This is a genomic window from Sulfitobacter sp. L-8, assembly GCF_056859255.1.
Window position 1 is genome coordinate 499574 of sequence record NZ_JBSXOD010000053.1, and the last position, 21084, is coordinate 520657.

Sequence of the window (21084 nt, forward strand, 5' to 3'; positions counted from 1 at the left end):
CACCGTCGGCATATCGGCAGGGCATTGACCGTGTCGATTTTGCGAATGACCTATCTTGCCTTGGCTGTCTGGGGTGCTGTCCATCCGATGTATTACTTCGTTTCCTGGTTTCTGACCAATGGGCTGGATCTGGGTGGAATGGTCGATGCCTGGCATGTCAATGCAGCGACCTCGGGGCTGGTGTGGGATCTGACGATTGCCGCGATTGCGCTGACGCTCTGGGTGTTGGCCGAAGTTTCGGTACGCCGCAATTGGCGGGCGCTGATTGCCATTCCCGCAACCTTTGCTATTGGGGTCAGTTGTGGCCTGCCGCTGTATCTGTTCCTGCGGTCCGCCCCCGTGAAATGACGCCGGTATCTTCGGCAGGAATAGGCTAGGAGCCCGAAAATATGGATCACTTCCTGTATCGCGATGGCGCTTTGTTTGCCGAAGATGTTGCAATCTCGGAAATTGCGGCGGCGGTCGGCACGCCGTTCTACGTGTATTCTACAGCGACGCTGTTACGGCACTTCAAAGCGTTCGATGACGCATTGGATGGGATGGACCATCTGGTGTGCTATGCAATGAAAGCCAATTCAAACCAAGCGGTTCTCAAGACGCTGGCGCGGGCGGGCGCGGGCATGGATGTGGTGTCTGCCGGCGAATATTTGCGCGCCAAGGCCGCGGGCGTACCGGGTGACAGGATCGTTTTTTCGGGAGTCGGCAAAACGGCGTCGGAAATCCGGCTGGCGCTCGAAGGGGGCATTCGGCAATTCAACGTCGAATCCGAACCCGAGATGGCGCAGCTCGACGCGATTGCGCAATCTCTGGGCAAGGTCGCGCCCATCACGATCCGGGTGAACCCCGATGTCGACGCCAAGACCCATGCCAAGATCGCGACGGGCAAATCCGAGAATAAATTCGGCATTCCGATCGCCCGGGCCCGGGATGTATATCGGCTTGCAGCCTCTATGCCGGGCCTCGAGGTTATCGGGATTGACGTGCACATCGGTAGCCAGCTTACCGATCTGGCCCCGTTCGAGCAGGCCTATCAGAAGGTGGCAGAGCTGACCGAGCTTTTGCGTACAGACGGTCACGACATTCGCCGCCTTGATCTGGGCGGTGGTCTGGGCATCCCCTACGAGCGCAGCAATGCCGCGCCGCCACTGCCGACAGATTACGGCGCTATGGTGCAGCGTACCTTGGGGTATCTTGATTGCGAGATCGAGATTGAGCCAGGGCGCCTGATCGCGGGCAATGCGGGACTGATGGTAAGCGAGGTCATTTACGTCAAATCCGGTGAAGGTCGCGATTTCCTTATCATCGACGGCGCGATGAACGATCTGATCAGGCCTGCCATGTATGATGCCTATCACGATATAATCCCGGTTCTCGAACCTCCGGTAGGGGGTGAACAGCGCCCCTATGATGTTGTGGGGCCGGTTTGCGAAACTGGCGATACCTTTGCCAAGCAGCGGATGATGCCAGAGCTGTCCGCGGGTGACTTGGTCGCCTTTCGCAGCGCCGGGGCCTATGGTGCGGTGATGAGCAGCGAATACAACTCGCGGGCTTTGATCCCCGAGGTTTTGGTGAACGGCGATCAATTTGCGGTTATCCGCCAACGTCCGACGTTTGACGAAATGATAAATCGCGATATCATCCCTGAATGGCTTTGACCGCGCACCGCGTGTGAAACCCACTTGGGAGCACAGCACCAGATGAATCCATTTCCAGATCATAACCAGCAAGACGGGCTGGCCACGATACGCTGGCCGCTCAGGCTGACATGGCTGGGGATGTGGGCCGAACAATTGGTGCAGGGGCTATGGCCGTTGCTGGCTTTGGCGTTGTTCGTACTGGCGGCGCTGATGTTGGGGATCCAGGATATTGTCGCCGTGGACCTTGTTTACGCAGCCACTGTCGTGGTCCTGTTGTGCGCGATCGGCGGGGTGTTCTATGCGGTTCGCCACATCAAGGTGCCGTCACGGATTGACGCGTTGGCAAGACTGGATGCAAGCTTGCCCGGCCGACCTATTCAAGCCCTGATGGACAAGCAGGCGATTGGGGCGACTGACGCCGGGTCTATCGCGGTTTGGCAGGCTCACAGAGCGCGAATGGCTGAGCGCGCCGCGACCGCCCAGGCCGTTCCCGCTGATTTGCGGGTGTCGCACCGTGATCCCTATGCTTTGCGATATGTCGCGGTGCTAGCCTTTGGTGTGGCGTTGATCTTTGGTTCGGTGTTGCGCATCGGGTCAGTCGTAGGCATGGCACCCTCTGCGGGCGGTGTGGTCAGCGGCCCGGTGTGGGAAGGCTGGGCCGAGCCTCCTCGCTATACCGGTAAACCGACGCTTTATCTCGCCGACCTCAAGGAAGAGCCATTGTATCTTCCCGCAGGCACGCTGATTACCCTGCGGCTATATGGCGAAGTCGGGGCATTGTCGGTTTCCGAAACCGTATCTGGCACCACCCCGACCGATGATACCCAAGCCGCGGTTGTGGTTGATTTCAAGGTCGCCCAAAGCGGTGATATCAGCATTGATGGGCCGAACGGGCGGGCGTGGAACATCGTTATGCTGCCGGATGCCAAGCCAGAGGTGGAAATTACCGCAGAGCCCGAAGTCGCCGCCTTGGGTGAAATGCGTCTGCCGTTTGCCGCGCGTGACGACTATGGCGTCGAGGCAGGAGAGGCCCGGATCAGCCTTGATCTGGCGTCGGTAGATCGGCGCTATGGATTGGAAACCGCACCCGATGACAGGCCCGAGATCATCGTACCATTGCCAATGCCTATTGCGGGTGACCGCAGTCGTTTTCAAGAGAACCTGATCGAGGATTTTTCGAAACACCCTTGGGCCAATCTGCCGGTCAAGGTAAGCCTGACCGTGCTCGATGCGTCAGAACAACAGGCGGTTACACCGCCTGCCGACATGATCTTGCCGGGGCGACGCTTTTTCGACCCACTGGCCGCAGCCGTGATTGAACAAAGGCGCGACCTGTTGTGGGCCAAGGCAAACGCGTCGAGACTGGCGCAAATCCTCAAGGCGGTAGCATATCGTCCCGAAGACGTGTTTCGCACGCAAACCTCTGCATTGCGATTACGCCAGCAGATCGAACGATTGGAAATTCGTGCGACCTATGGCCTGACGGATGAGGTGCAGACCGAGATCGCGGATGATCTTTGGGATTTGGCGATCGAACTGGAAGAAGGCGTTCTGGCGGACGCCCTGGAGCGCATGCGCAGGGCCCAGGAGAGGCTTTCGGAGGCGATGAAGAATGGTGCCTCGAACGAGGAAATAGCCGAGTTGATGGACGAGTTGCGCCGCGCGACAGATGATTACATGCGCCAGTTGCAACGTCAGCAGGCGCAAGAGGGTGACCAGCAGCAGGAAAACGCCCCGCAGGGCGACACCATGCAGATGACGCAGGACGACTTGCAACGCATGATGGACCGTATTCAGGAACTGATGGAGCAAGGCCGCATGGCCGAGGCTGAACAGGCATTGCGCGAACTTCAGCAGTTGATGGAGAACATGCGCGTCACCGAAGGTCAGCCCGGACAACAGGGCCAAAGTCCAAGCGAGCAGGCGATGGAAGGGCTGGCGGATACATTGCGTGACCAGCAAGGGTTGAGCGATCAGGCGTTTCGCGACCTTCAGGACCGTTTCAATCCGAATAGTGAAACCGGTCAGCAAGACGGACAGGAACAAGGACAGCAACCCGGTGCAAGCCCGCAGCAGGGCCAGAACCAACCCGGGCAACAACCGGGGCCGAATGATGGTCAGGCGCAACCGGGCCAGGGCCAAGGGTCTATTGCGGATCGCCAGCAGGCTTTGCGCGACGAATTGCGCCGCCAGCAAGGTCGGCTTCCTGGTGGTGGCACCCCCGAGGGGGACGCTGCACGGGATGCATTGGATCGTGCAGGCCGTGCCATGGATGGGGCCGAAGACGCCTTGCGCAGAAATGATCTGGCCGAAGCGATAGATAACCAGTCGCAAGCAATGGAAGCCTTGCGCGACGGTATGAGAGCGCTTGGCGAGGCCATGGCAAAAGAGCAAAATCCCGGCGATCCGGGTCAGGGCTCCGCGAAAGGCAACCGAAAAGCAGATGGTCAGGATCCGCTCGGCCGCGAGCAGGGTGCCAATGGCGCGCAAGGGTCCGAAGGTGAACTTGCCCTGGACAACGATGCCTATGGGCGCGCTCGCGAGTTGCTGGATGAAATCAGACGTCGCTCGGCGCAGACGGCACGGCCAGAGGTGGAACGTGACTATCTGAACCGTTTGCTGGACCGCTTCTGACCATCAGGCCTTTTGGATGGCGCGGCTCTTACCCCGCTGACTGCGACGCCTTGGCATCCAACCATTGCAAGACGTTTTGCAGCGTTGCGTCTAACCACAGCCGCGCCGCGTCGATCCAGGTGACGTATGCAGTGAGATACGGCTCCAGCTGCGGTACCGCAGTACCGAGATCAGGTGCCATCAGGTAAACCCCCACCATAAGCGTCGCAATAATCACAACAATCAGAAAACCCGACCGAAATGCACTGCGTTCGGCTTTTCTGGGCTGGGTTTTGGCATGATGGCTCGACGGAAGCGTACGGCGTTCATTTCCCGTGCGCAAAGTGGAGTTTATCTCTTCGATATCGGGCAACAGATCACGCCGTGATCCGATGGCCGTGGCTGCGATATCGTCCGGTGGTGCTTGCCTTTCTTGTTTGGCGCTTGGCCGCGACAGCTTGGAATGGGCGCGTTCCGACCGTTCCCGAGGTTTTGGTTCATCGGCACCTTCCAAGCCCAGATCAGGTTGGCTTTCCAGCGAGGCGGCCTGCCTGCGACGCCGGGCCTCCTGTTCAGCTTCTGCTTCTTGCCGCAATATGTCGGCGACTGACGGATCAAGCTTTTTGCGTTCGCCAGAAGGTACAGCGGTCGGTTCGGGCGAACGGCGCGAAAGCGGTCGATCGTTCTCGTCCGGGGCACGATCGGTGCGGGTGTCGCTGTCTTCTTGCAGCACATTATCTGGGTGATGCTGAAACCATGTTTGACCGCAGTTTGAACATTGCACATCCCGTCCAGAGGTTGGAATGACCTCGTCCGGCACTTCGTATTGTGCGTCACAATTTGGGCAGATCAGTCGCATTTCGTGTCCCGGCCCATTAGAAACCTCACTAATTTCACGTTAAATCAACCTTATGTCCTAGAAATCCGCAGGAAAAGTGCAATCTTCATGCAAAGCCTTGGCTTGGGTGCATTGAAACCCAAGCGGTGCTGAGGCACAACAGTTCAAACCAAGCAGGATATGCGTGTGATCGAGTTTGAAAACGTGGCCTACAGCTATGGCGGAGGCGAGCTTTTGTCCGATGTTTCGGTCAAGCTGGCACCAGGGTCGTTCCATTTCCTGACCGGTCCGTCGGGGTCGGGCAAAACCACGTTGATGAAACTGTGTTATGGGGCGCTGCTGCCGACTGCGGGTCATGTGTCCCTGTTTGGAAACGACGTCCGCAACATGGACCGTGACGAAATCGCGATGGTGCGCAGGCGCGTGGGCGTGGTGCACCAGGATTGCCAGTTTCTCAACCATCTTCCGCTCGTGGACAACATCGGGCTACCGCTGACTGTTTCGGGCAGACACGCCGAAACCGGCGGTGAAGACCTGTCGGAACTGCTGTCATGGGTGGGCTTGACCAATCGCAAGGATGCCCTGCCCCCCGAACTTTCAGGCGGCGAAAGGCAGCGTGCAGCCTTGGCGCGCGCGGTCATCATGTCACCCGATGTGGTGCTGGCCGACGAACCGACCGGAAACGTGGATTGGGAAATGTCGCAACGGCTGTTGCGGCTGTTGGTAGAGCTGAACAAGATGGGAAAAACCGTATTGATCGCCACCCATGACTTGGGGCTCATTCGGGCGACCAAAGCGCAGGTGCAGGCACGTGTGCTGCGAATCGCGAACCGGCGCATCCAATTGGCAGGAGCAGATCTTTGAAAATGCTTCGCACAGCGATGCAGGCGCTCTGGAGCGGGGACCGTCAGGCTGATCGCGTGGTGCCGCCGTCAGGCTTCACAGCACAGCTGACATTATTTGCAGCCGCAACAATGGCATTTCTCGCGGTGTTTGCTTTGGCGCTTTCACTGGCTTCGGGACGACTGGCCGATATTTGGGGCCAACAACTGGCCCGCACCGCGACAATCCGGGTCGTGGCTCCGGTTGATCAGCGCGCGGCGCAGACGTCCGCCGCTTTGCGTATTTTGGAAACGACCAAGGGCGTGGCATCGGCGAGAGCGCTAACCGATGCCGAACAACAAGCATTGCTGGCACCATGGTTCGGTGCCGATCTGGCCATTGACGCCTTGCCGGTTCCTCGGCTCATTGAAATTGTCGAAGACAGCGATGGTATGGATGTGGACGGGTTGCGGTTGCGGCTGGCCGCCGAAGTACCCGGCGCAGTGCTGGATAACCACAGCCGTTGGCGAGAACCGCTGGTTAAGGCCGCATCGCGCCTAAGGCTGCTGGGGTGGGTATCCACGGTTCTGATCGTTGCTTCGTTGGCCGCCATGGTAACGCTGGCCGCGCATGCGGCGCTGTCTGCCAATGCACAGGTCATCGCGGTGCTGCGCCTTGTCGGTGCCACCGACGGCTATATCGCACAGGCATTTATCCGGCGCTTTACCCTGCGCGCCCTGGCAGGTGCGGCAGGCGGTACAGCGGTCGGGATGCTGGCGATATTGCTCTTGCCGACGTCCACCGATACAGGAGCCTTCCTGACCGGCCTGAGATTTCAGGGCTGGCATTGGCTGGTGCCGCTGATTGTGCCGTTTCTGTCCGGGGGGGTTGCTTTCGCCGCCACCGGAGCCGCAGCCCGACGGACGTTAAAAGGACTAGCTTGATGTTGCAGTGGATACGCTCGATCACGTTTGTGGTGCTGGCGACGGTATACATGCCCGTGGTGGGATTGATTTACGCCCCATGGGCAATGTTTTCCAAGCGTGGCGCATATGCAGGGTGCAAGGCTTATGCCCGCGGCACGATGTGGATGGCCGAAAAGATCGTCGGCATGCGCTGCGAAGTGCGTGGCGTTGTGCCCGAGGGCGCGGTGCTGGTTGCTGCGAAGCACCAGTCGTTCCTTGATATATTGATGATATTCAATGCTTTGCCGGTGGCAAAATTCATCATGAAAAAAGAGATACTCTGGACGCCCGTTATCGGCCTGTACGCCAAGCGCATGGAAATGGTCGCAGTCAACCGTGGCAAGCGCGGAGCGGCAATATCAAAGATGCTTGCCGACGTAAAAGCCGGCGAAGCAGAGCCCGGACAATTGGTCATCTATTCGCAAGGCACGCGGGTCGCGCCCGGTTTGTCAATGCCGTACAAGACCGGTACAGCCGCGCTTTATGAACAGATGGGACAGGTCTGTGTCCCTGTCGCCACCAATGCGGGTTATTTCTGGCCGCGCCGCGGTTTTTACCGCAGACCGGGAGTCGCGGTGGTGGCGTTTTTGGAGCCGATCCCGCCGGGTCTGGGGCGCGCCGAATTTATGAAAAAGCTCGAGAATGTCGTGGAAACACGATCCGATGCATTGCTTGACGAAGCCGGGTTTCGCGCAGCGCAATAAGGATCGCACACGTGTCACGGCGCGATGACCCGCACCCGCCGATGGTTACGATGACATAAATCGTCGATGGGCGTCGATGGGCAAAGCGCATCCTGGTCAGACGTTGCTCTGCATTGCTGCTCACCATCGCGGAGGTGGGCACAAATGCCCACCCTGATTATCGCTACATATGAATAGGGCCGTCGCCGCAGGCCAATGCAGCCTCGCGGACCGCTTCGGAATAGGTCGGATGTGCGTGGCACGTCATGGCGAGATCTTCGGCAGATGCACCGAATTCCATCGCCACGCAGATTTCGTGGATGAGATCACCCGCGCCCGGGCCGATAATATGTGCCCCTAAAATCCGATCTGTTTCCTTGTCGGCAAGGAGTTTCACGAAACCTTCGCCGGCAAATACCGCCTTGGCGCGGGCATTGCCCATGAAGCTGAACTTGCCGACTTTGTAAGCCCGACCTTCCTTCTTGAGCTGTTCTTCGGTGACACCGACGTTGGATACTTCGGGATGGGTATAAATCACGCCGGGGATGACGCCATAGTTCACGTGACCATGCTTGCCCGCGATCACCTCGGCGGTGGCCATACCTTCATCTTCGGCCTTGTGGGCCAGCATCGGGCCTTCGATGACGTCCCCGATAGCATAGATGCCCTCGACCGAGGTTTGCCACTGATCGTTCACGGCGACCTGACCACGGTCGGTCAGTTTGACGCCGAGCTTGTCGAGACCCAGCCCGTCATGAAACGGCTTGCGGCCGGTGGCAACCAGAACCAGATCCGCGTCCAGCTGATGCTCGCTGTCGTCCTTGCGCAGTTTATATGATACAGTGGCCTTGGCTTTCGATTTTTCGGCGGATTGTACCGCGGCCCCCAAGACGAAGTTGATTCCCTGCTTTTTGAGAATTCTCATGAAATTCTTTTGAATTTCGCCGTCCATGCCGGGGGTGATCGCATCAAGATATTCAACCACGGTTACTTCGGCACCGAGCCGGGCGTAGACCGACCCGAGTTCAAGACCAATCACACCCGCACCGATCACGACCATTTTGTTGGGTACCTTGTTGACCGAAAGGGCACCGGTAGATGTCACGATCACCTGCTCGTCGACCTCGATGCCCGGCAGGCTCGCTGGCTCTGACCCCGTGGCGATGACGATGTTTTTGGCTTCGTGAACTTCGTCCCCGACCTTGACCTTGCCGACCTCGGGAATGGTCGCCCAGCCTTTCAGCCAGTCGATCTTGTTCTTCTTGAACAGGAATTCGATGCCTTTGGTGTTGGTGTCGATGGTGCTTTGCTTGTAGCTTAGCATTTGTTTCCAGTCGACTGACGGGCTTTTGCCCTTGAGGCCCATCTGTGCAAAATTATGTTCAGCTTCGTGCAACATGTGGGTGGCATGCAGCAAGGCTTTGGACGGGATGCAGCCAACGTTCAGGCAGGTGCCGCCCAGAGTGTCGCGTCCTTCGACGCAGGCGGTCTTCAGGCCCAGTTGAGCGCAGCGGATCGCTGATACATAGCCGCCGGGGCCGGAACCGATGATGATGACATCGTAGCTGGACATTTGGGTCTCCTTGGAAGGTCAGGGTAGGCTTGGATTATAGGGCGAAGGGGCGTGGATGAAAGTCTGGTCGAGGGGGCGCTGCCCCCGTGCGCAAGCGCACGCCCCCGGGATTTTGATCCATTTGGAATGTCAAAAGAGGGCCGCGAGAAGCAACAGGACCGTGGCCGTCAAGCCCACAACCCAGATCAAAGAACGGCCTGGCCGCCATGCGTAATAATATGCCGGCACGTAGAGGATGCGCGCGAACAGAAACAGCCAGGACAGGGTGGCCGTGTAGCGCGTGTTCTGCCCCGATACCTGCACCACCAACACCGCAATGCCGAAGAGGATGAGTGCCTCGAACATATTGTCCATGGCGCGGCCCAGGCGGGCCGTAGGGTCTGTCATGGTTCTTGTCGGATCGCGGTCTCGGGCAGACATGGTATAGCCGCGGCCAAGCTCACGATTGGCCGGAACAGCATAGGCGATGAAGGTGACGACTTGCAGGAGGGCGGCAAGGGTCAGTACGGTGAGTTCGGGTGTCATGGCGATGCTGACGGATCACAGTGCGAGGAAGTAGAGAACTGCCGTCGCCGCAAACCCCGACAGCCATGCCAAGGTACGCAAGGTTGGGACGCCAAAGGCATACATCGGAACATACACGATACGCGCGACCAGAAACACCTGCGCGGCAAGCAGCGTTGAGGGACTGGTGCGGTCGAGCGTCACCAAGATCAAGATAGCCGGAGCAAACAGCGTCATCGCCACGATCGAGTTATCGAGCGCCCGTTTGAGACGTGCCGTCATGCCTTTGAGGGTACGGGTTTCGTCGCGTGATGAGAGCAGGTAGCCTATGCTGAGCTGTTGCGCACCGCCAAGAACCTGAAGCAAGATGGTGATCATAATCAGCAGGCCATAGCTGGCGAGGATTGTTGTCTCTGTCATCGTCTGTCCTTTCGAGGCGGTGCGGTGTTTATGTTTGTATCAGAGATCCATGAGCAGGCGTCGCGGGTCTTCGAGGGCTTCTTTGACACGCACCAAGAAGGTCACTGCACCTTTTCCATCTACAATACGGTGATCGTAGCTGAGGGCCAGATACATCATGGGTCGAATTTCGACCTTTCCGTTGATCGCCATGGGGCGATCCTGAATCTTGTGCATGCCGAGTATGCCGGACTGGGGCGGGTTCAGGATGGGTGACGACATGAGCGAGCCATATACGCCGCCGTTGGAGATGGTGAACGTACCCCCTTGCATCTCTGCCATCGACAGTTTGCCGTCGCGAGCCTTCGCCCCCATTTCGCCGATCTTCTTTTCGATCGTGGCAAAGGACATATCCTGGGCATCCTTGATGACCGGCACGACAAGGCCGGTAGGAGTGCCAGCGGCAATACCCATATTGACATAGTTTTTGTATACAACGTCGGTGCCGTCGATTTCCGCATTTACCTCGGGGACTTCGTGCAGGGCATGGATGCAGGCCTTGGTGAAAAATGACATAAAGCCAAGCTTGACGCCATGCTTTTTGAGGAACAGATCCTTGTATTCGTCGCGCAGCGCCATGATTTCGGTCATGTCGACCTCGTTATAGGTCGTCAGCATTGCCGCCGTATTCTGGCTGTCTTTCAAGCGCTTGGCGATTGTCTGGCGCAGGCGGGTCATCTTGACGCGTTCCCCGCGTGCAGCGTCCTGCGGCGACGAAGGCGCGCGCGATGCCGCCTTGGCGCTTGGCGCAGGTGCAGACACATCGGATTTGCCTGCCGCCACAGCCTTGGCGACATCGTCTTTCATCACGCGGCCGTCGCGTCCGGTTCCGGTAACCTGATCGCGGCGGATGTTGGCTTCGGCCATCGCCTTGCGGGCCGAGGGTGCATCTTCGATGTCGGCACCGGTGGTCGATTGCGGTGCAGCTGCCGGCGCAGGTGCGTTTTCCTGTGCGGTCGAAGCGGCCGCGGCCCCTTGGCCCGCGCTGATAACCGCAATTTTGGCCGAGGCTTCGACCGTGCTGCCTTCTTCGGCAATGATTTCGCTTAATACGCCCGCCGCAGGAGCGGGGACCTCGACGCTGACCTTGTCGGTTTCAAGTTCGCACAGCATTTCGTCCTGGGCGACCATATCGCCGACTTTCTTGAACCAGGTGCTGATCGTCGCCTCGGTGACGGATTCGCCCAAGGTCGGCACCATGACATCGCTGAGTTCACTCGCGTCCCGGGCTTTGGTGTCTTCGGGGCCAGCATCGATGGCCTTGGACGGGTGCTCATTCCGCGGGGACTGACTTGCGGCCTCTTCGTCGACAGCGGCATCCTTGGCCTTCGGCGCATCCTTTGTGCCGGCATCTTGTTCAGAAATGCTGGCCAACAATGCGTCCACGCCGACAGTCTCGCCTTCGGCGGCCACGATTTCAGACAGGGTGCCGGCCACAGGGCTGGGGACTTCGACGGTAACCTTGTCTGTCTCCAGCTCGCAGAGCATTTCATCGATCGCTACCGTGTCGCCGGGTTGCTTGAACCATGTTGCCACGGTGGCTTCGGTCACTGATTCGCCCAGGGTGGGCACACGAACATCGGTCATGGGTTACTTTCCTTTGAATGTCAGTGCTTCGTCGATAAGCGCTGCTTGTTGGGCTTTGTGTTGCGAGCCGAGACCCGTTGCCGGCGATGCCGAGGTGGCCCGCCCAGCATAAACGGGACGAGTGTAGGTAGCCTTGATCCGGCCCAATACCCATTCGATGTTCGGCTCGATGAAGGTCCAGGCCCCCTGGTTCTTGGGTTCTTCCTGACACCAGACCATTTCGGCGTTCTTGAACCGTTCAAGCTCCTTGACCGCTGATTGCGCGGGGAAGGGATAAAACTGTTCAAAACGCAGCAAATAGATGTCGTCGATGCCACGGGCGTCACGTTCTTCAAGCAGGTCAAAATATACCTTGCCCGAACACATGACGACCCGCTTGATCTTGTCGTCCGCCACCAATGTGGTGTCAGAATTTCCATGCTGTGCATCGTCCCACAGCACACGGTGAAAGGATGACCCGGTGGTGAATTCCTCGGCGGTGCTGACGGCCAGCTTGTGGCGCAGCAGTGACTTTGGTGTCATCAGCATCAGCGGCTTGCGATAGCTACGGTGCAGCTGGCGGCGCAGCAGGTGGAAGTAGTTCGCGGGCGTGGTGCAGTTCGCCACGATCCAGTTGTCACCGCCGCACATGGTCAGGAAGCGTTCCAGACGCGCAGAGGAATGTTCAGGCCCCTGGCCTTCGTACCCGTGCGGCATGAGGCAGACCAAACCGGACATGCGCAGCCATTTGGATTCACCCGAGCTGATGAACTGGTCGAACATGATCTGCGCGCCGTTGGCGAAATCACCGAACTGGGCTTCCCACAAGGTAAGCGCGTTGGGTTCCGCCAGCGAGTAACCGTACTCGAAACCCAGTACCGCATATTCGGACAGCATTGAATCGATCACCTCGAATTCCGCCTGCCCTTCGCGAATGTGGTTCAGCGGGTAGTAACGGTCCTCGTTTTCCTGGTTGATCAAAGCTGAATGCCGCTGCGAGAATGTTCCGCGTGCTGAATCCTGCCCTGACAGGCGGACCTTATATCCTTCGGTCAGCAATGACCCAAAGGCCAATGCCTCGGCTGTCGCCCAATCGAAGCCTTCGCCTGATGCAAACATTTCGGCCTTGGCCTCAAGCAAACGGCCCACCGTCTTGTGAATGGGGAACCCGTTTGGCGCGGTACTGAGCGCCTTGCCAACGTCGGCCATGGTCTCCGGGGATATGGCGGTTTTGCCACGCTGGTATTTCTTTTCCTTGGCGCGATCCAGATGTGACCATTTGCCATCCAGCCAATCGGCCTTGTTGGGGCGGTATTCCTTCCCGGCCTCGAACTCGGTATTCAGTTTTTCCTGAAAGGCGGCTTTCATGTCTTCGACTTCGCCTTCGGGGATCAGCCCGTCTTTGACAAGACGGTCGGTGTACAGCGTCAAGGTTGTTTTCTGCTTCTTGATCTTCTTGTACATAACCGGGTTGGTGAACATCGGCTCATCACCTTCGTTATGGCCAAACCGACGATAGCAAATAAGATCCAGCACCACGTCTTTGTGGAACTTCTGGCGGAATTCGGTAGCGACGCGGGCGGCGTGAACCACTGCTTCGGGGTCATCACCGTTGACGTGGAAAATCGGTGCCTCGACCACCAGCGCATTGTCGGTGGGGTAGGGGCTGGACCGGCTGAAGTGCGGCGCGGTGGTAAAGCCGATCTGATTGTTCACCACGATATGCATGGTGCCGCCGGTGCGGTGGCCGCGCAGGCCCGAAAGCGCGAAACATTCGGCAACGACACCTTGCCCGGCAAAGGCTGCATCGCCGTGCAGCAGCACGGGCATCACGGCGGTGCGTTGCTTGTCGTTCAGCTGGTCTTGCTTGGCGCGAACCTTGCCCAGAACAACGGGGTTGACTGCCTCAAGGTGCGATGGGTTCGCTGTCAGCGACAGGTGCACGGTATTACCGTCGAATTCGCGATCCGAGGATGCGCCAAGATGGTATTTTACGTCGCCGGAGCCATCGACATCTTCGGGCTTGAAGCTGCCGCCTTGGAATTCGTTGAAAATCGCACGGTAAGGTTTTTGCATCACGTTGGCGAGAACCGAGAGGCGTCCGCGGTGGGGCATGCCGATCACGATGTCCTTGATACCAAGCTGGCCACCGCGCTTGATGATCTGCTCCATCGCCGGAATCAGGGATTCACCGCCGTCCAGACCAAAACGTTTGGTACCCATATATTTGACGTGCAGGAACTTTTCGAAACCCTCGGCCTCGACCAGTTTGTTCAGAATAGCTTTGCGCCCGGTTTGGGTGAACTGAATTTCCTTGCCATAGCCTTCGATCCGCTCCTTGAGCCAGGCAGATTGTTCTGGATCCGAGATGTGCATGTATTGCAGCGCGAAGGTTCCACAGTAGGTGCTTTTGACGATCCCGATGATTTCCTTCATCGTTGCGATTTCAAGCCCCAACACGTTGTCGATAAAAATGGGGCGATCCATATCCGCAGGCCCGAACCCATAAGAGGCTGGGTCGAGTTCCGGGTGGGTGTCGCTTTCGCGCATGCCAAGCGGGTCGAGGTCGGCGGCAAGGTGGCCGCGAATACGATAGGCTCGGATCAGCATCAATGCGCGTATGCTGTCAAGCACGGCGCGCTGAACCTGGGTGTCCGAAAGCTCGATACCTTTAGAGGTGGCTTTATTGACGATCTTGTCGCCGGCCGCTTTGGCCTCAGCAGGGGCGGGCCACTGACCTGTCAATGCCGACGTTAAGTCGTCCTGTGGCATCGGCGGCCAGTCGGAACGTGCCCACGATGGGCCGGCAGCCTGTGCTTTCACGTCGGCATTGTCGTCATCCATCGACTGAAAGAACGCCTTCCATGCACTGTCGACCGCATCAGGATCTTCGGCATAGCGTGCATACATCGCTTCCAGGTATGCACTGTTTTGCCCCTCCAAAAAGGAAGTATCGTGGAATTGGTCGTTTTGCGGTTGGTTTGTCATGGCGATACCTCTGATGAGCGCGCGACGGTTAGTGATGGTTGACCGGGCAGGGTCCAGACCCGCCCGGCCCTGATGGTTTAGCCTCTGTCGATGGCATCCTGAACGGCTTCGCCCAAGGTTGCGGGGCTGTCAGCGACGACGATACCTGCTTGTTTCATGGCTTCGATCTTTGATTCGGCGTCCCCTTTACCACCGGCCACGATCGCGCCGGCGTGGCCCATGCGACGCCCGGGAGGAGCAGTGCGGCCCGCGATGAATCCGGCTGTGGGCTTCCAACGGCCTTTCTTCTTCTCATCGGCAAGGAACTGTGCGGCTTCTTCTTCGGCGGAACCGCCGATTTCGCCGATCATGATGATTGAATGTGTTTCGGGGTCAGCCAGGAACATCTCGAGCACGTCAATGTGTTCGGTCCCTTTGATGGGATCGCCACCGATACCGACAGCGGTAGATTGGCCAAGGCCCAGATCGGATGTCTGTTTCACAGCCTCGTAGGTAAGTGTGCCGGAACGTGAAACAACCCCGCAGGAACCGCGCCGGTGAATATGGCCGGGCATGATGCCGATTTTGCAGGCATCAGGCGTAATCACGCCGGGGCAGTTTGGCCCGATCAAGCGGGACTTGGATCCGTCAAGCGCCCGCTTGACGCGCATCATGTCGAGGACCGGAATACCTTCGGTGATGCAGATGATCAGCTCCATCTCGGCGTCAATGGCTTCGAGGATCGAATCCGCCGCAAAGGGCGGCGGCACGTAAATCACGGTTGCATTGGCTTCGGTGACGTGGCGCGCCTCGTGGACGGAATTGAAAACGGGAAGGTCCAGATGCGTCTGGCCACCCTTGCCCGGTGTCACGCCGCCGACCATTTTGGTACCATAGGCGATGGCCTGTTCGGTGTGAAAAGTGCCCTGAGAACCGGTAAGGCCCTGACAGATCACTTTGGTATTTTCGTCTACGAGTACGGCCATGTGGGCCTCCTGTCTTGCAATTTTGACGCACCGGAGTGCGCGTAATTAGTTATTTAGGTGTCGCCGATGCCTGCGCCAAACGTAGGGAAAGGGCGGAACCCGAAGGATGAACGGCCTGAGCGCCGTGCCGCACGCCGTCATTGTGCGGGTTGTTGCATGCCGCAAGCAGAAGCGCAGCGGCGGTTGCCATGCTCCATTTGGCAACGGTTGCTGGTTTGGATATGTTAGTCATCTCGTTAGCCCTCCCTCGGCAGTCCCAGACCATCAAAAAGACGATCCACGGCCAAAAATGTTTGATCATTGCGCCGGCCGACATGAACAACCGCCACGCGCCCGCGCAGCAGTTCGCGTCCTTCGATAAGCACGGTGCCAGGTTCAGCGCTATGGGTTGCGGGCAACGGGATCACGGTGCCGAATACGGGCGGCGTAGCCATCTGTCGACGTAACGCCTGAACCGCCTGTTCGGTGTGATTGCCGCTGAAGGAAACCTCGCAGCGTCGTTCCACCCCGACGGGAATATCGTGGCTGGTGGGCTCTATGGATACGTCCCAGAAAGTCAGGTCAAACGGCAAGGGTGATGCCGTGTCCCGCTCCATCCGAGCGCGGATACCATCGGCTGTCTGCCCGGCCTTGAAGCACCAGGCGTTGAATGCGGCCAACGCCGCATCCTGCCCGTGCGCGACCACAGGTACCAACAGCCCCAGGCTGACGAGAAAAGGTGCGATCAGCCGCATCAGTACAAGGCATCTTCTTCGTTGACGAACCGATCAAGCAGGCGGATCGTAACAAGCCCGAGGCCCATGATTATCAGGGACCTTCCGATAGATCCGGTCAGATTGCTGGGCATCAGCGATGCCACGCCGTCACGCGATTTGCGTGCGACGCGCCGGATGCCACGATCTCGCCGGGATTTGCCGTTAGGCGCAGGCAGGGACAGAACTGTTGGCTTGACCTGGTACAGCAGCAGGCCCGCGCCGAGAAGCGCGATGCCTGCCACCAAAGGGGATGTGCGAGGAGAATGTTCCATCAGCTTGTCCTGTGCCCTTAGCCCTTGACCGCTTTGACGATCTTTTGCGCACCGTCTTTCAGGTCGTCGGCAGCAATCACGTCAAGGCCTGAGTTGTTGATGATGGCTTTACCCTCTTCAACATTGGTGCCTTCAAGACGGACAACCAGCGGAACCTTGAGGCCGACTTCCTTCACGGCGGCGACAACACCTTCGGCGATGACGTCACAGCGCATGATGCCCCCAAAGATGTTGACCAAGATGCCCTTGACCTGCGGATCAGAGGTGATGATCTTGAACGCTTCGGTCACCTTTTCCTTGGTCGCACCGCCCCCCACATCAAGGAAGTTGGCCGGTTCCGCACCATAAAGCTTGATGATGTCCATCGTCGCCATGGCGAGCCCGGCACCATTGACCATGCAACCGATTTCACCGTCCAGTGCGATGTAGTTCAGGTCGTATTTTGACGCTTCGAGCTCTTTGGGGTCTTCTTCTGTGGTGTCGCGCAGTTCCGCGATATCGTTATGACGATACATGGCGTTACCATCAAAGCTGACCTTGGCATCCAATACCTTGAGGTCGCCACCATCTGTAACGATCAGCGGGTTGATTTCCAGCATCTCCATGTCTTTTTCGATGAACGCTTTGTAAAGCTGACCCATCAAGGTAACGCATTGTTTCACCTGCTTGCCCTCAAGGCCCAGCGTGAAAGCGATGCGACGACCGTGAAATGCCTGGTAGCCCGTTGCGGGGTCTACAGAAAAGCTGACGATCTTTTCAGGGGTCGACGCCGCGACTTCCTCGATGTCCATGCCGCCTTCGGTCGAGCAGACAAAACCGATCCGCGATGTCTGACGGTCAACCAGCAATGCAAGGTAAAGTTCGGTTTCGATACCGGAGCCGTCTTCGATGTAGATGCGGTTGACTTGCTTGCCCGCGGGGCCGGTCTGGTGCGTGACCAATGTGCGGCCCAGCATCTTCTTGGCTTCTTCGGCGGCTTCTTCAACCGACTTGGTCAGGCGTACGCCGCCCTTGTCTCCGGCGTCCGCTTCCTTGAACGACCCTTTGCCGCGACCCCCTGCATGGATCTGAGCTTTGACAACCCAAAGCGGCCCGTCCATCTCTCCTGCGGCTGTTTTCGCATCTTCGGCTTTCAGCACGACGCGACCGTCGGATACTGGCGCACCAAAGCTGCGCAAAAGGGCTTTCGCCTGATATTCGTGGATGTTCATAAAAAACGGTCCCGTCTTTGTTCCAGTCTAATCGTGTTATACGATTGAGTCTTGATACTCGGTAACAGTTTTTCGAAGATAAACAGGTTTATCCAGCTAAAAGCGACATTTGTGATCACACGAATTTGTCGTGTGATCACAAAATGCCGAAGCACGTGGGGAGGCAAGCAAACTTTCGCCTGTCATTGCTTGCATCTCGCAAATTCTCTTGAAGTGACACAACTGCGCTGGAAATGCGGCCTGGTGGCTGCCAAATAATCCGCCACCCGCCGTTATTTGGGCATCAGTGCCCAATAGTCGAGGTCAAGCAGAACATCGGGCAGGTATTTGCCGTCTTCGCCCTTCAGCTTGAACGGCTCCCCGCCTTTGGTGGCGACCAGCCGCAGCCGGATGGCCCCGACGCCGGGGGCGGCAGTGTCAGCTTTGTCCAGGACCTCTGTCCAAGCACGGATCGTGTCGCCGGACAGGCAGGGGTTTGCGTGCGCCCCGCCGTTTAGCCCCACGATCATCTGCGCATTGGCCAGCCCGTTGAACGACAGAGCCCGCGCCATCGAGATCACGTGCCCGCCATAGATCAGCCGCGACCCGTCCGGCCGGGCAGAGGTGTCAAAGTGCACCTTTGCCGTGTTCTGCCACAGGCGCGTGGCCATCATATGCTCCGCCTCTTCGACGGTGACGCCATCCACGTGGTCGATCATCTCGCCCACGGTATAATCGCCCCAGCGATGCGCCTCGCCCGCGAGGGTAAAGTCATAATTGCTGAAGTCGAGCGTTTCGGGGATCGACAGATCGTCAACTGTCAGCGCCTTGGGCAGATCGGGCACGACCGTTTCGGGAGCAGGGGCGTCGGCATCGCGTTTGCGCACCATCACCCAGCGGACATACTCCAGCACTTTGGTGTCGTTCTGGTTAAAGCCGGTGGTGCGCACATAGACGACCCCGGTTTTACCGTTCGAGTTCTGCTTGAGCCCGATCACCTCTGATTCAGATCGCAGGGTATCGCCGGGCCAGACCGGAGCCAGCCAGCGCCCCTGCGCATAGCCAAGATTGGCGACGGCGTTCAGCGATACATCCGGCACGGTTTTCCCGAACACGATGTGAAAGGTGATCATATCGTCCATCGGGCTGGCAGGCAGGCCGCAGCTTTGCGCGAATTGATCAGAGGAATAAAGCGCATGACGTGCAGGATAAAGCGCGTGATAGAGCGCGCGTTCACCATCCTTGACCGTGCGGGGCACAGCATGATGCAGCGTCTCGCCTACTTTATAGTCCTCGAAGAAACGGCCCTTGTTGGTCTTGGCCTGTGCCATCATTGTGCCCCCAGTTTGGTGTCAGGCGTATAGGTGCCTTCGACTTCCTTGGTCACGGCCTGACCGCAGCGCATGACGTTCGCCTTCGCATCCCATGTCTGCGTGGGCGTGCCGTAAAGTTCCCAGCCCTTGTTCAGTGCATCGGTAACCTTGTGACAAAAGGCGGATGTGTCCTCTTCGGACAGGAAGCGGTAGAGTTTCATGGAACTTCTCTTAATAGGTCAGGGAAAGGGCGGCACGCCAAGCAGCGTATGAATGGCGATGACGATCGCCAGCATCACAACTGTTATAATCGCGAGACGGATGTAGGTGGCTTTGCCTGCATGAGGCGGAGGCGTCCAATGCGGCTCGGCTCGGTTGATAAGGATCACCGCACCTACGGCCCAGGCCAACATGCTGCCGAACAGAATGATCGAAGCCAGATCGCCGTTTACCAGCAAGTGCGCGAAGGCCCATATCTTGACGGCAAGCAATTGCGGGTGTCGGGTTTTATTGGCAGGCCATGCCTTCGCACCTTTGGCGGCACTTGACCCGTAGACCCAGAATGCGAGGACCATCAGCAAGTTGTTGAGGTGAACAAGGTACGTCGGCGGCATCCAGACGTCTATGAACGCAGCACCGCGATAGCCAATGATGATCATCACCAGCGCGATAACGATAACAACCGCGATAAGACCCTTGCCCTTTTTTCCAAGGGCGGCACGCTGCTGCGGCATCAGTCGTCTGAAATAATGGGCCCCGACCCAAAGGATGAGTCCGAGGATCAAAAGTGCCATCATGTGGGCTACTCCGTTTTAAGGGCCGCAATCGCGTCCAGTTTTGCCAATGTCTCGCGGGCGGTAGCAACGTGCAAATTCTCGACGATACGTCCATCGACGACTGCCACACCCTGACCTGTTGCCTGCATTTCGTCAAACGCCGCGATTTGACGCCGCGCCAAATCTGCTTCGGCCTCGGAGGGGGAGAAAGCGGCATTGGCGACATCCAGTTGCGCCGGGTGAATCAGGGATTTTCCGTCAAATCCCATATCACGGCCCTGGTCGCATTCGGCGCGGTGGCCCTCATCATCCTTGAAGGCGTTATACACACCGTCAATGATCGCGATGCCATTCGCCTTGGCCGCCAACACGCATAACCCCAGGCCGGTCATCAACGGCAGCCGGTCAGGGCGAACCCGGGTTTGCAGGTCTTTGTTAAGGTCATTGGTGCCCATGACCATACACTGCAACATAGGGTGCGACCCGATAGCGGCGGCATTAAGCATCGCACCGGGTGTTTCCATCATTGCCCAGAGCGGGATGTCACCCACGATTTCGCTGAGGGTATCAAGATCGGCGGGGCTTTCGACCTTGGGGAGCAGTATGGCGTCACAATCCATCTGAGCAGCCGCCTGCGCATCCTCACGCCCCCATTCGGTATCAAGTCCGTTGATACGAACCACCTTAAAGCGACTGCCATAACCACCTTGTTGCAGAGCACGTGCCAGCGTGTCTCGCGCACTGGTTTTTTCGTCCGGGATCACTGCATCCTCCAGATCGAAAATGATCGCATCCGTGGGAAGACCACGCGCCTTATCCAGCGCGCGTTCCTTGGAACCGGGTATGTAAAGAACGGAACGCAGCGGACGGGTGATTTTCGACATCGAACGACTCTCCAGGAAATAATGTTGCGTGTAGGTCTGCATTTTTAGACAAAAACCTCAAGGGCAAACGTGCCGCGCCGCAGCATGAAGCTTCTTTCATCCGCTGAAATTTCCTCGTTAATAAAAACTTTGGTGTTCTGAGGCACGTTGGTGCTCCGGCGACCTCGGAAGGGCCGGACCAGAAGATACGGGGCTGATCCGCGTTCCGGTTACGCGGTTCGCGATCAACGTCCCAAGCTCACGACGACAATCAAAGGGTCACGAAAATTATCTGACTGTCA

Annotated in this window: 21 protein-coding genes; 6 read left to right on the forward strand and 15 right to left on the reverse strand. The window is 58.1% G+C overall.

The genetic code is table 11. The annotated features are described in order from the left end of the window. Window positions 1-30: 30 nt before the first annotated feature. The 3 genes from AC13DE_RS15715 to AC13DE_RS15725 are packed head-to-tail and all read left to right on the forward strand — an operon-like array spanning window position 31 to window position 4271. Window positions 31-348, forward strand: coding sequence for a DUF2834 domain-containing protein (locus tag AC13DE_RS15715; RefSeq protein ID WP_446297889.1), 318 nt, complete (start codon window positions 31-33; stop codon window positions 346-348). A 41-nt stretch (window positions 349-389) separates the two neighbouring features. Beyond that, window positions 390-1655, forward strand: a complete 1266-nt coding sequence (gene lysA, locus AC13DE_RS15720; protein ID WP_483048368.1) for a diaminopimelate decarboxylase — start codon at window positions 390-392, stop codon at window positions 1653-1655. A 42-nt stretch (window positions 1656-1697) separates the two neighbouring features. Further along, window positions 1698-4271 carry a TIGR02302 family protein gene (locus AC13DE_RS15725; protein ID WP_483048369.1) on the forward strand — a complete coding sequence of 858 codons (2574 nt, stop codon included), beginning with the start codon at window positions 1698-1700 and terminating at the stop codon, window positions 4269-4271. Window positions 4272-4299: 28 nt separating this feature from the next. On the opposite strand, the gene AC13DE_RS15730 is transcribed toward AC13DE_RS15725, so the two are convergent. Further along, entirely contained in the window at window positions 4300-5109 is an 810-nt protein-coding gene (locus AC13DE_RS15730) for a zinc-ribbon domain-containing protein (RefSeq protein WP_446297892.1), read from the reverse strand. Between the two features lie 165 nt (window positions 5110-5274). Here AC13DE_RS15730 and AC13DE_RS15735 point away from each other — a divergent pair, with 165 nt between their 5' ends. The 3 genes from AC13DE_RS15735 to AC13DE_RS15745 are packed head-to-tail and all read left to right on the forward strand — an operon-like array spanning window position 5275 to window position 7579. After that, a complete protein-coding gene (locus AC13DE_RS15735; protein ID WP_446314470.1) occupies window positions 5275-5952 on the forward strand; it encodes a cell division ATP-binding protein FtsE in 678 nt (225 codons plus the stop codon). Window positions 5953-5954: 2 nt separating this feature from the next. Continuing rightward, window positions 5955-6854 carry a cell division protein FtsX gene (locus AC13DE_RS15740; protein ID WP_483048442.1) on the forward strand — a complete coding sequence of 300 codons (900 nt, stop codon included), beginning with the start codon at window positions 5955-5957 and terminating at the stop codon, window positions 6852-6854. After that, window positions 6854-7579, forward strand: a complete 726-nt coding sequence (locus AC13DE_RS15745; RefSeq protein ID WP_446297894.1) for a lysophospholipid acyltransferase family protein — start codon at window positions 6854-6856, stop codon at window positions 7577-7579. Before AC13DE_RS15740 ends, AC13DE_RS15745 begins: the two co-directional genes overlap by 1 nt. 163 nt (window positions 7580-7742) lie before the next feature. On the opposite strand, the gene lpdA is transcribed toward AC13DE_RS15745, so the two are convergent. The 14 genes from lpdA to AC13DE_RS15815 form a co-directional block, all read right to left on the reverse strand. Continuing rightward, window positions 7743-9131: a dihydrolipoyl dehydrogenase gene (lpdA, locus tag AC13DE_RS15750; protein ID WP_483048370.1), complete on the reverse strand. Its 1389-nt coding sequence runs from the start codon at window positions 9129-9131 to the stop codon at window positions 7743-7745. A gap of 129 nt (window positions 9132-9260) precedes the next feature. Then, complete coding sequence (locus tag AC13DE_RS15755) at window positions 9261-9656, reverse strand: MAPEG family protein (RefSeq protein ID WP_483048371.1); 396 nt, start codon at window positions 9654-9656, stop codon at window positions 9261-9263. A gap of 15 nt (window positions 9657-9671) precedes the next feature. Next, window positions 9672-10055: an MAPEG family protein gene (locus AC13DE_RS15760; RefSeq protein ID WP_446314467.1), complete on the reverse strand. Its 384-nt coding sequence runs from the start codon at window positions 10053-10055 to the stop codon at window positions 9672-9674. A gap of 39 nt (window positions 10056-10094) precedes the next feature. Then, entirely contained in the window at window positions 10095-11681 is a 1587-nt protein-coding gene (odhB, locus tag AC13DE_RS15765; protein WP_483048372.1) for a 2-oxoglutarate dehydrogenase complex dihydrolipoyllysine-residue succinyltransferase, read from the reverse strand. A gap of 3 nt (window positions 11682-11684) precedes the next feature. Further along, window positions 11685-14648, reverse strand: a complete 2964-nt coding sequence (locus AC13DE_RS15770) for a 2-oxoglutarate dehydrogenase E1 component (RefSeq protein WP_483048373.1) — start codon at window positions 14646-14648, stop codon at window positions 11685-11687. Window positions 14649-14725: 77 nt separating this feature from the next. Next, entirely contained in the window at window positions 14726-15613 is an 888-nt protein-coding gene (gene sucD, locus AC13DE_RS15775) for a succinate--CoA ligase subunit alpha (RefSeq protein ID WP_446314464.1), read from the reverse strand. A gap of 49 nt (window positions 15614-15662) precedes the next feature. After that, window positions 15663-15845 carry a hypothetical protein gene (locus AC13DE_RS15780; protein WP_483048374.1) on the reverse strand — a complete coding sequence of 61 codons (183 nt, stop codon included), beginning with the start codon at window positions 15843-15845 and terminating at the stop codon, window positions 15663-15665. A 4-nt stretch (window positions 15846-15849) separates the two neighbouring features. After that, window positions 15850-16347 (reverse strand): hypothetical protein, encoded by a 498-nt coding sequence (locus AC13DE_RS15785; protein WP_483048375.1) that lies wholly within the window; start codon window positions 16345-16347, stop codon window positions 15850-15852. Continuing rightward, a complete protein-coding gene (locus tag AC13DE_RS15790; RefSeq protein ID WP_446297902.1) occupies window positions 16347-16640 on the reverse strand; it encodes a hypothetical protein in 294 nt (97 codons plus the stop codon). The genes AC13DE_RS15785 and AC13DE_RS15790 overlap by 1 nt, the downstream gene beginning before the upstream one ends. A gap of 17 nt (window positions 16641-16657) precedes the next feature. Continuing rightward, window positions 16658-17851, reverse strand: a complete 1194-nt coding sequence (gene sucC / locus AC13DE_RS15795) for an ADP-forming succinate--CoA ligase subunit beta (RefSeq protein ID WP_446297903.1) — start codon at window positions 17849-17851, stop codon at window positions 16658-16660. Window positions 17852-18123: 272 nt separating this feature from the next. After that, on the reverse strand, window positions 18124-19161 hold the full coding sequence (locus tag AC13DE_RS15800; RefSeq protein WP_483048443.1) for a MaoC family dehydratase: 1038 nt from the start codon (window positions 19159-19161) through the stop codon (window positions 18124-18126). Next, window positions 19161-19364, reverse strand: a complete 204-nt coding sequence (locus AC13DE_RS15805; RefSeq protein WP_446314459.1) for a DUF1737 domain-containing protein — start codon at window positions 19362-19364, stop codon at window positions 19161-19163. Before AC13DE_RS15805 ends, AC13DE_RS15800 begins: the two co-directional genes overlap by 1 nt. A gap of 18 nt (window positions 19365-19382) precedes the next feature. Beyond that, window positions 19383-19940, reverse strand: a complete 558-nt coding sequence (locus tag AC13DE_RS15810; RefSeq protein ID WP_446314458.1) for an NnrU family protein — start codon at window positions 19938-19940, stop codon at window positions 19383-19385. Between the two features lie 5 nt (window positions 19941-19945). Next, window positions 19946-20803 carry an HpcH/HpaI aldolase/citrate lyase family protein gene (locus AC13DE_RS15815; RefSeq protein WP_446296229.1) on the reverse strand — a complete coding sequence of 286 codons (858 nt, stop codon included), beginning with the start codon at window positions 20801-20803 and terminating at the stop codon, window positions 19946-19948. Window positions 20804-21084 lie beyond the last annotated feature (281 nt).

What these genes read in the sequence shown, in the direction of transcription:
- lysA (WP_483048368.1), top strand. Translation starts at nt 390, where the DNA reads ATGGATCACTTCCTGTATCGCGATGGCGCTTTGTTTGCCGAAGATGTT.
- AC13DE_RS15725 (WP_483048369.1), top strand. Translation starts at nt 1,698, where the DNA reads ATGAATCCATTTCCAGATCATAACCAGCAAGACGGGCTGGCCACGATA.
- AC13DE_RS15730 (WP_446297892.1), bottom strand. Translation starts at nt 5,109, where the DNA reads ATGCGACTGATCTGCCCAAATTGTGACGCACAATACGAAGTGCCGGAC.
- AC13DE_RS15740 (WP_483048442.1), top strand. Translation starts at nt 5,955, where the DNA reads ATGCTTCGCACAGCGATGCAGGCGCTCTGGAGCGGGGACCGTCAGGCT.
- AC13DE_RS15745 (WP_446297894.1), top strand. Translation starts at nt 6,854, where the DNA reads ATGTTGCAGTGGATACGCTCGATCACGTTTGTGGTGCTGGCGACGGTA.
- lpdA (WP_483048370.1), bottom strand. Translation starts at nt 9,131, where the DNA reads ATGTCCAGCTACGATGTCATCATCATCGGTTCCGGCCCCGGCGGCTAT.
- AC13DE_RS15755 (WP_483048371.1), bottom strand. Translation starts at nt 9,656, where the DNA reads ATGACACCCGAACTCACCGTACTGACCCTTGCCGCCCTCCTGCAAGTC.
- AC13DE_RS15760 (WP_446314467.1), bottom strand. Translation starts at nt 10,055, where the DNA reads ATGACAGAGACAACAATCCTCGCCAGCTATGGCCTGCTGATTATGATC.
- odhB (WP_483048372.1), bottom strand. Translation starts at nt 11,681, where the DNA reads ATGACCGATGTTCGTGTGCCCACCCTGGGCGAATCAGTGACCGAAGCC.
- AC13DE_RS15770 (WP_483048373.1), bottom strand. Translation starts at nt 14,648, where the DNA reads ATGACAAACCAACCGCAAAACGACCAATTCCACGATACTTCCTTTTTG.
- sucD (WP_446314464.1), bottom strand. Translation starts at nt 15,613, where the DNA reads ATGGCCGTACTCGTAGACGAAAATACCAAAGTGATCTGTCAGGGCCTT.
- AC13DE_RS15780 (WP_483048374.1), bottom strand. Translation starts at nt 15,845, where the DNA reads ATGACTAACATATCCAAACCAGCAACCGTTGCCAAATGGAGCATGGCA.
- AC13DE_RS15785 (WP_483048375.1), bottom strand. Translation starts at nt 16,347, where the DNA reads ATGCGGCTGATCGCACCTTTTCTCGTCAGCCTGGGGCTGTTGGTACCT.
- AC13DE_RS15790 (WP_446297902.1), bottom strand. Translation starts at nt 16,640, where the DNA reads ATGGAACATTCTCCTCGCACATCCCCTTTGGTGGCAGGCATCGCGCTT.
- sucC (WP_446297903.1), bottom strand. Translation starts at nt 17,851, where the DNA reads ATGAACATCCACGAATATCAGGCGAAAGCCCTTTTGCGCAGCTTTGGT.
- AC13DE_RS15800 (WP_483048443.1), bottom strand. Translation starts at nt 19,161, where the DNA reads ATGGCACAGGCCAAGACCAACAAGGGCCGTTTCTTCGAGGACTATAAA.
- AC13DE_RS15805 (WP_446314459.1), bottom strand. Translation starts at nt 19,364, where the DNA reads ATGAAACTCTACCGCTTCCTGTCCGAAGAGGACACATCCGCCTTTTGT.
- AC13DE_RS15810 (WP_446314458.1), bottom strand. Translation starts at nt 19,940, where the DNA reads ATGATGGCACTTTTGATCCTCGGACTCATCCTTTGGGTCGGGGCCCAT.
- AC13DE_RS15815 (WP_446296229.1), bottom strand. Translation starts at nt 20,803, where the DNA reads ATGTCGAAAATCACCCGTCCGCTGCGTTCCGTTCTTTACATACCCGGT.